The sequence below is a fragment of the Anabaena sp. AL93 genome (assembly GCF_001672085.1).
Lineage (GTDB): Bacteria > Cyanobacteriota > Cyanobacteriia > Cyanobacteriales > Nostocaceae > Dolichospermum > Dolichospermum heterosporum.
The window spans coordinates 1-9,241 of sequence record NZ_LJOU01000149.1; the positions used below are offsets into that span (position 1 = coordinate 1).

10 protein-coding genes are annotated in these 9,241 nt (G+C 39.1%); 4 read left to right on the forward strand and 6 right to left on the reverse strand.

Translation table 11 applies throughout. The features are described 5' to 3' along the window. Window positions 1-938, reverse strand: a 938-nt coding sequence (psbA, locus tag AN486_RS25005; RefSeq protein ID WP_290602895.1) for a photosystem II q(b) protein, incomplete at its 3' end; no start/stop codon positions are given. Between the two features lie 511 nt (window positions 939-1,449). Here psbA and AN486_RS25010 point away from each other — a divergent pair. Then, a complete protein-coding gene (locus AN486_RS25010) occupies window positions 1,450-1,755 on the forward strand; it encodes a hypothetical protein (protein WP_290602896.1) in 306 nt (101 codons plus the stop codon). On the opposite strand, the gene AN486_RS25015 is transcribed toward AN486_RS25010, so the two are convergent. Further along, the gene (locus AN486_RS25015) at window positions 1,735-2,490 is read right to left on the reverse strand and encodes a TspO/MBR family protein (RefSeq protein WP_290602897.1); all 756 of its coding nucleotides are present in this window, start codon (window positions 2,488-2,490) and stop codon (window positions 1,735-1,737) included. The two genes, AN486_RS25010 and AN486_RS25015, sit on opposite strands and share 21 nt — an antisense overlap. 53 nt (window positions 2,491-2,543) lie before the next feature. Between AN486_RS25015 and AN486_RS25020 the strand changes: the two genes are divergently transcribed. Both AN486_RS25020 and AN486_RS25025 read left to right on the forward strand, forming a co-directional pair. Next, entirely contained in the window at window positions 2,544-2,711 is a 168-nt protein-coding gene (locus tag AN486_RS25020) for a hypothetical protein (RefSeq protein ID WP_160290005.1), read from the forward strand. A 1-nt stretch (window position 2,712) separates the two neighbouring features. After that, complete coding sequence (locus AN486_RS25025; protein ID WP_290602898.1) at window positions 2,713-5,340, forward strand: DNA polymerase III subunit alpha; 2,628 nt, start codon at window positions 2,713-2,715, stop codon at window positions 5,338-5,340. A gap of 202 nt (window positions 5,341-5,542) precedes the next feature. On the opposite strand, the gene AN486_RS25030 is transcribed toward AN486_RS25025, so the two are convergent. Continuing rightward, window positions 5,543-6,103 carry an Npun_F5560 family protein gene (locus tag AN486_RS25030; RefSeq protein ID WP_053540633.1) on the reverse strand — a complete coding sequence of 187 codons (561 nt, stop codon included), beginning with the start codon at window positions 6,101-6,103 and terminating at the stop codon, window positions 5,543-5,545. Between the two features lie 587 nt (window positions 6,104-6,690). Then, window positions 6,691-7,017, reverse strand: a complete 327-nt coding sequence (gene rpsF / locus AN486_RS25035) for a 30S ribosomal protein S6 (RefSeq protein ID WP_027404731.1) — start codon at window positions 7,015-7,017, stop codon at window positions 6,691-6,693. A 292-nt stretch (window positions 7,018-7,309) separates the two neighbouring features. Between rpsF and AN486_RS25040 the strand changes: the two genes are divergently transcribed. Beyond that, a complete protein-coding gene (locus tag AN486_RS25040) occupies window positions 7,310-8,083 on the forward strand; it encodes a fumarylacetoacetate hydrolase family protein (protein ID WP_290602899.1) in 774 nt (257 codons plus the stop codon). Here AN486_RS25040 and AN486_RS25045 read toward each other — a convergent pair. Further along, window positions 8,080-8,556: a Tic20 family protein gene (locus AN486_RS25045; RefSeq protein WP_039205054.1), complete on the reverse strand. Its 477-nt coding sequence runs from the start codon at window positions 8,554-8,556 to the stop codon at window positions 8,080-8,082. The genes AN486_RS25040 and AN486_RS25045 overlap by 4 nt on opposite strands. 76 nt (window positions 8,557-8,632) lie before the next feature. Further along, on the reverse strand, window positions 8,633-8,830 hold the full coding sequence (locus AN486_RS25050) for a hypothetical protein (protein WP_053540631.1): 198 nt from the start codon (window positions 8,828-8,830) through the stop codon (window positions 8,633-8,635). Window positions 8,831-9,241 lie beyond the last annotated feature (411 nt).

A 9,241-nucleotide genomic window follows, 5' to 3' on the forward strand; every position in this document is an offset into this window, starting at 1 on the left:
ACGCGACCTTGAGAATCCATGATGGATTGGTTGAAGTTGAAACCGTTCAAGTTGAACGCCATGGTGCTGATACCCAATGCTGTGAACCAGATACCAATTACAGGCCATGCAGCGAGTAAGAAGTGTAGTTGACGGCTGTTGTTGAAGGAAGCGTATTGGAAAATCAAGCGACCAAAGTAACCGTGAGCAGCTACGATGTTATAGGTTTCTTCTTCTTGACCGAATTTGTAACCGTAGTTTTGTGATTCGTTTTCGGTTGTTTCTTTAACCAAGGAAGAAGTAACCAAAGAACCGTGCATTGCGGAGAACAAAGAACCACCGAAGACACCAGCTACACCCAACATATGGAAGGGGTGCATCAAGATGTTGTGTTCAGCTTGGAACACGATCATGAAGTTGAATGTTCCAGAGATACCTAAAGGCATACCGTCAGAGAATGAACCTTGACCAATTGGGTAGATCAAGAATACTGCGGTTGCTGCTGCTACAGGAGCAGAGAAGGCTAGGCAAATCCAAGGACGCATACCTAAGCGGTAAGAAAGTTCCCATTCACGACCGAGGTAGCAGAATACGCCGATCAGGAAGTGGAATACTACCAACTGGTAAGGACCGCCGTTATACAACCACTCGTCTAAGGAAGCAGCTTCCCAAATTGGGTAGAAGTGTAAACCGATAGCGTTGGAGGAAGGAACTACTGCGCCGGAAATAATGTTGTTTCCGTAGAGTAAAGAACCTGCAACTGGTTCGCGGATACCATCAATGTCAACTGGAGGAGCGGCGATGAATGCAATTACGAAGCAAGCGATCGCAGATAGGAGGGTGGGGATCATGATTACGCCGAACCAGCCGATATATAAACGGTTGTCGGTGCTTGTGATCCACTCACAGAAGCGGCTCCATACGTTAGCACTTTCGCGCTGTTGTAAGGTGGTTGTCATGTGTTTATAATTGCGTTTGAGTTATGTATGTTTTGGTAGGTGTTTCTACCTTATGAACCTATATTAAGCCCTATGTTTCGATTTGTAAAGGGGTTTTCGTAATATTTTTTGATAAATTTAGAAACCTGGGTTATCTTTATGGCTATAACCTAGATATGGCAAGGCTTTCTACTGTTAATATTTTTTATAACAACTTTTAATTTTCTTGTTAAATAGGTAGGTGGAGGAACCTCTGACGAGCGTAGCCATCGCATAACTCACTATAATTGTGACCATTTAGGGAACACCAAAAAATAAATTACCCAATTTTGTGGGATGGGCATCCTGCCCGTCCTTGATGATTAGCGGGCAATTCGTCCCGCACCACAAGAAATTTTTGGGTATTTTTTTAATTGGAAGTCCCTTATGGCTTGCTGATAGCGTAGCGTGGCGTTAACCATATAAAGCTAAAACCGTTTATTAATAAAGGTTTCGCGGATTTTTATCACAAAAAAGTGCCAGGTTTTGGCTGATGGTGTCTCAAAATAGGTGCATTTTTCCTTGTCGGATTTGGAAAATTGAGGATATCCATATAGCAATACCTTGTCCATTTTTTGTAGGTCGGGTTAAGCGACAGCGCAACCCCACGCATTTGTTGGGTTATGGCTTCGCCACACTTCGTGAACGTACCTCAACCCAACCTACAAATCAAGACTTTTTTCGATTTGGACAAGGTATTGATATAGCTAAAACTGTTCCCTGCCTTCACGGACAACTTTTATGGCTTACGCCACGCTACGCTATCAGCAAACCCTATTTATTTCTCCACAACAGCTAATTTTAAAGGATACAAAGGCTCAGATCCATTTAACTGCCAAATTCTCAATACCAATACAGCAGCAACAGTTAGCCATACACAAGAAAAAGATAAAATCATTCCCGCTAAAGGAACAGTTTGCCAATAAATCGCTGTCACCACTATAGCCGATAACCAAGGACCTAAAATCACCACAGGAACAGCAGCACCTAATCTCCGTTCTACGGTAAAAATCGTATTCCAAGTATCTCCTAAAGCTAGATGTATAACAAACAGAATTAACGGCAATATCAAAAATTGGTGATTCATTTCCTGCCAAATTAACACCGAAGAAATTACCCGCAAAACCGCAATTATCATCCAAACTATGGGAAATGCTAAAGGTGGAGGAGACCATTTTGGTCTAATTACTTGATCATACGTTGTCCGAGAACGAGTATTATCTAAAAGGGAGAATATCCGGGAACGGATACTTAATAAAGCAAAAAATAATGCGGTCACTAAAGTGCTAAACCAACTAGGAAAAAAAGGATTATTATCAATCAATATTACCAATTTTTCCATTCCCAGCAATACAAGAATCATCACTCCTATTTGTAGGATAGTTCCTAATTTATAAACTAGAACTGCCTTGATATCTAGTTCTTGTGTATCCGCTGCTGATGTATTTAGAGACTGTTCTTGAGTCCCAGGTTTTACACCCATCACTGTGTTGACAAACTGTTCAAGGATACCACCATTATTGGATTGATTCATAATTAAAAGATAGCGAGTAGTTTGTAGTTGGTCATAATAAGTTATTATATGATATGTATGGAAATTTAGCAGCTAATAGCGGTGTACTTTTATCAGGACATCAAGCCTCCATTATGGGGAATGATGTAGCTTTTGGTAAAAGATGCGCGATTGGGTTATCATTAACTCAAATACTTGATATCATTGTTAATCTAAAATTCTCTTACTCTACCAAATACTAATATGTCATTTGTTCCTTTACATATTCACAGTGATTACAGCTTGCTTGATGGTGCTAGTCAACTACCAGAATTAGTAGATCGAGCGATCGCATTAGGAATGAAAGCGATCGCCCTCACAGATCATGGTGTCATGTATGGCGCAGTTGAACTGATAAAAATCTGCCGCAACAAGAACGTTAAACCAATAATTGGCAACGAAATGTACATTTTAAACGGTGAAATTGACAAACAAGAACGCCGTCCCAAATATCATCAAGTCGTATTAGCTAAAAATACCAAAGGTTATAAAAACTTAGTTAAATTAACCACAATTTCTCACCTTCAAGGTGTCCAAGGTAAAGGCATTTTTTCCCGTCCTTGTATTAATAAAGATTTACTCAAACAATATCGGGAAGGTTTAATAGTTACTAGTGCTTGTTTAGGTGGAGAAATTCCCCAAGCAATTATGAGTAATCGTCCAGATGCAGCCAGAAAAGTTGCTAAATGGTATAAAGATGTATTTGGCGAAGATTTTTATTTAGAAATTCAAGATCATGGTTCTCAAGAAGACCGAATTGTGAATGTAGAAATAGTCAAAATTGCCAGAGAATTAGGAATTAAATTCATCGCCACAAACGACTCCCATTTTATCTCCTGTTTTGATGTAGAATCCCACGATGCCTTGTTATGTATTCAAACCGGGAAACTCATTAGCGAAGATAAAAGAATGCGGTATAGCGGCACAGAATACCTCAAATCATCTGAGGAAATGCACCAACTATTCCGTGACCATTTGCCCGATGATATCATTGCTGAAGCCATAGCGACGACCGAAGAAATTGCCGATAAAGTCGAACCTTATCACATCATGGGTGATCCCCAAATTCCCACACCCACAATCCCTTCAGGACATACAGCAGATACTTATGCAGAAGAAGTTGCATGGCTGGGACTTTTAGAAAGATTAAATCGCAAATCTCGCCACGAAGTAGATCAAGTCTATAAAGAAAGATTGGAATATGAATTAAAAATGATTCAACAAATGGGATTTTCTACCTACTTTTTAGTAGTGTGGGACTACATCAAATTTGCGCGAGATAATAATATTCCCGTTGGTCCAGGACGAGGTTCTGCGGCAGGTTCATTAGTAGCTTATGCCATGAAAATTACGAATATTGATCCCGTACATCATGGCTTATTATTTGAAAGATTTCTCAATCCTGAACGGAAATCAATGCCAGATATTGATACAGATTTCTGCATTGATAAACGAGATCAAGTAATTGATTATGTAACTGAAAAATATGGTGTTGATAGAGTTGCTCAAATTATTACTTTTAACCGTCTCACATCCAAAGCAGTTTTAAAAGATGTTGCTAGAGTATTAGATATTCCCTACGGGGATTCTGACAAAATGGCAAAAATGATTCCTGTAGTTCGGGGTAAACCTACTAAACTGAAAGTGATGATTTCAGATGAAACACCCGAACCAGAATTTAAAGCCAAATATGATAATGATCCCACTGTCCGGCGCTGGATTGATATGGCTATGCGAATTGAAGGAACTAACAAAACCTTCGGTGTTCATGCTGCTGGTGTAGTTATCTCCGCAGAACCATTAGACGAACTTGTTCCTCTACAACGTAATAATGACGGTTCTGTAATTACCCAATATTTCATGGAAGATTTAGAGTCATTGGGATTATTAAAAATGGACTTTTTGGGTTTGCGGAACTTAACCCTAATTCAAAAAACCATTGATTTAATTGAACAAAGTAAAGGATACCGAATTGATCCTGATGAAATTACCGGACAAGAAAGAAAAGCACAAAAAATATTAGCCAAAGGTGATCATACTAACTTACCAAAAGATGTTGCTAAAGCTTATTCACTATTAGAAGCTGGTGATTTAGAAGGAATATTTCAATTAGAATCTTCAGGAATGAAACAAATAGTCCGAGATTTGAAACCTTCAAACATTGAAGATATTTCTTCCATTTTAGCATTGTATCGTCCAGGTCCATTAGATGCCGGATTAATTCCTAAATTTATTAATCGTAAACATGGACGAGAAGAAATTGAATATGATACTCAAATTTTAGAACCAATCTTAAATGAAACCTACGGAATCATGGTTTATCAAGAGCAAATTATGAAAATTGCTCAAGATATGGCTGGTTATAGTTTAGGACAAGCTGATTTACTTCGTCGCGCTATGGGTAAAAAGAAAGTATCAGAAATGGAGAAACAAAAACAAAATTTTATTGATGGTTCTGCAAAAAATGGTGTAGTACCCCAAGTTTCTGAACATTTATTTGGGGATATGTTGAAGTTTGCTGAATATTGTTTAAGTTACGACACAGAAATTTTAACTGTTGAATATGGTTTTTTACAAATTGGGGAAATTGTTGAAAAACAGATTGAATGTAAAGTTTATACTGTTGATAGTAATGGAATACTTTATACTCAGTCAATTGCCCAATGGCATAATCGGGGACAACAGGAAGTTTATGAATATTTATTAGAAAATGGGGCAATTATTCGCGCGACAAAAGATCATAAGTTTATGACTGAAGAAGGGCAAATGTTACCAATTGATGAGATTTTTTCTCAAGGGTTGGATTTGTTACAAGTTGGTGTGAGTGAATAAAGACATAAATTTATTTCACGCAGAGGCGCAGAGTCACAGAGAGTAAGAGATTTGGCGAGTAGGGGCGGGGTCTACCCGCCCTAAATTGTATTATTAATAGCTTATGAAAATTAAATGTAAAATTACCTAAGTCTGCTTTTTAAGAGCGTTTATCATCTATGTCAAGCCTACACTGACTTATGGAGTACAGTGTAGGAATATGTCACGCATTCTGGGGAGCAGGTATACTATCGGCTGTCGCTTCTGAGCGAGGAAAAGTTGGTAAATCAATACCACCATGATTTGTGTAGCGGTTTTTGAGCGCTAAACGGTAACTTACACTTTGCAATTCGGCTTGCAATTGGCGATTTTCTCGTTGTAGTATTGTTACTTTGTCTCGTACTGGTGTCATGCGTTCCTCAAACTTACGACGGTAAATTTGGGGCAATTCTTGTACTACTTGCTCTAACATTCGACTACGATCAGTTAGTTCTTGTACAGACTGACGTAATTGATATATCTCTGTATCACGATTTGTAATTTGCTCTTGGTAGAACGTTACCTGCTGTTCTACAGCTTGGATTTGATCTCTTAAAGCTTGCAATTGACTGGAATCTATCTCTGGCTCAGATTTTGGCGGTGTAAAGTTAGTATTACCCTTGACTAGCCGAAATAGTTCTTGTGATAACTGTTGAACTAATTGATCACGCAGTTGCAAGTCTTGGCGCAACTGGGATATTTCCGTAGACAGTTCTTGGATGTTTGGTATATCAGATTGGCTCACGGCAGTTAAAGCTCTTACTTAATATATATACAGTTATACTTGATTTTTGACTTGCGCCGATTGTATCACATACTGAGCAATTTGATTAAAATAATTTAGAAATTTCTATAATATACTCAAAACGATTTGATTGTTTGATTCTAAAGTAGGGGTAAAGCAAAAGCTCATTGGTGTCAACTTAACGTGAAAGCCTTGTAAAATATCAGTTTCACCCTTTCTCGTTCCCATACTCTGTATGGGAATGAATTCTAGAAGGCTCTGCCTTCTATGAAAACAGAGGCAGAGCCTCTGTAATAGCATTCCCAGTCAGAGACTGGGAACGAGATATCATCAGGATTTGAGCTTAAGTTGACACCATTAAGCTTTTGCTTTACCCCTACACATCTAGGTTCTTTGTCACTTTGCAAAAGTTTATATCCCACTCGTGTTTAGTGTACAAGTAGTTGCTTGGATCTAAAATATTTATAGAATTATTAATTAAGACTTGCCGACTCCTGACTCCTGACTCCTCCTGACTCCTTGATGTCGCAGCATGACGCAAGCCATACTGCTGAAATCCTAACTCATCACTTGGGAAAACGCGGTTATTAAGCTGCTACAACTTCTTCTGCTGGTTTTTCTTGGTGAACTTCTTGCTTGACGGTCATATAACGAATTACTTCTTCGCTCAATCGCATCGCACGTTCCATGATAGCGATTACTGTTCCCGGACCTGTGTAGTTGAGTTGAATATAAACGCCATCACGATGTCTTTGAATTTCATAAGCTAGACGACGTTTGCCACGGTTTTGAATTTCAATATTCTCAGCGCCGTGTTCACGAATGAGGTTTTCGTATTTAGCAATTTGTTGTACTACCTGTTCATCTCCCAAGTCAGGACGCAGGATGTACATGGTTTCGTAAACTGTGGTCATGTTTTTTAAATTTACCTTTTGGACAAAATGGCTGAAGAGGTGTTAATTCACACAAACATTGCTGTGAGCGATAATTTTATTGATCAACATCTCAAGCAACAAGGAATTTTGACAATTTTTTAGCCATTCTACACTAACACAATTTTTAGCAGGATTTGTCTACTGGTTAATAGGTTGTTAATTAAATTCATCAGGTCTTCCATATTTATCTTATAATTTGACAAGTTTTCAATGGCAATCATTAACCACATTCTGCATAAAAGAAGCATATTTAAGGATATTTGTCAAACTTATGGCGCAGCGATATGTGCGAGTTCAAAGTCAAGAAGGGAAAATTCACTATGGGTTGCTCCAGCTTACTCAGAATGTGGAGGTGCTAGATGCTCCACCTTGGTTGGATGGTCAACCTACGGATTTAATCCTGCCATCCAATTCTTACATGATTCTAGCGCCCTGTGCGCCTTCAAAAATTGTGGGTGTGGGCAAGAATTATGCTGATCATGCGGCGGAAATGGGGACTCCTGTACCTGCTGAACCGCTAATTTTTTTCAAACCGCCTACGTCTGTAATTGCGTCGGAAAAAGAAATTAAGTACCCTCATCAGTCTCAACGGGTAGACTATGAAGGAGAATTGGCTTTGGTGATTGGCGATCGCACTAGTGATTGTACCCCAGCCCAAGCCCAAAGTAAAATTTGGGGTTATACCATTGCCAATGATGTCACAGCCAGGGATTTACAGAAAAAAGACCCCCAATGGACTAGAGCCAAAGGTTTTGACACTTTTTGTCCTTTGGGTCCTTGGATTGTCCGAGAATTAAACCCAGGTGCGAGATTACAAACGTTTTTGAATGATAATCCCCACCCAGTCCAGTCTACTTGTATTGATCAAATGGTATTTTCCCCAGATTTTTTGGTGTCTTATATCAGTCAAGTGATGACTCTATTACCTGGGGATATAATATTAACTGGTACACCGATGGGGGTAGGGGCTTTGCAAATAGGCGATCGCATCCGTGTGGAAATCGAAGGAATTGGTCGCCTAGAAAACACAGTTGTGGGGCGTTAGCGTACCTGCATATGTACTGCATCGGAAATCGCGGGAATTTCCGCATACTTCCCCATTAAAGACTGAGCAACGGAATAAACAACGGCTGCTAATATTCCCATAAAAATAGTTGTAAACAGTGTTTGCATAGCAAATCCACTACCAGGAACTAATTTCACAATATCAGTCAAGATGCTACATAAAAAGATCACAATATCTAAAATGATGGCTTGCATCGTGTTAAAACGAATAAAATGATGAATTTTCTCGTTTCTGACCACCAACAACCACAAAGCAAAGAAAATAATCATCCCCGCAAAGCGGACACCATAGTAAATTCTTAACAGTGGGAACAGAGGTAAAAATATCAGTTTTAAAAGGGGAAAATCATTCATTAAAAACTGACCAAAAGCAAATACCTCAATTAAAGGCAGCAAATAAGGTAAACAAGCGAAAATTCGCTCAGGGAAAGTTGTAGACCCGCGCCAAGACATTTTGTGTTCTCCTGTGGCTAAATTTCAACAGCTATTGAGCTTAGGATAACGCAGATGCTTGACCTTGCTGGCAAATCTATTTTATATTGGCGACACGAAAGCCCATCACACACTCATATTGATCTGGCTGTTGTTCTGTAAACTTATTAATTGCTTGACCACAGCGCAGTTTACCTCCACTCCAGCGAGGTTGTCCACTACCATTTGCTAGTAAACAAGACTGACAGACCTTTTCAGAGCTAAGGATTTGATTGTCCATGAAAATGACTAACATCTCAACCCCTCCTGGTTTTCAATAGAGCAATCTCAAAAAATGTTGGTAATAAGTAGGTTGGCGTTGAAAATTGTCGTTATAGCAAGGCAAGAGGCAAGAGGCAATAGGCAATAGGCAATAGGCAATAGGCAAGAGGCAAGAGGCAAGAGGCAAGAGGCAATAGGCAATAGGCAAGAGGCAAGAGGCAAGAGGCAAGAGTAAAGAAGTTTTCAGGGATTTTACGTCTCTTTACACAGTTTGGTTTTATTGTGTTCACCTACTTAATGTAAGTCGCTAGTTAGGTAAATTGTCAGAATCAGGATGTCCAGGATTAAAGGATGAACAGGATGAAACCAGAGCTTTTTTTACCAATTACCTATTACCAATTACCCATTACCAGCCTCAACGAGATAACCAAGTAGTGAGACAGAA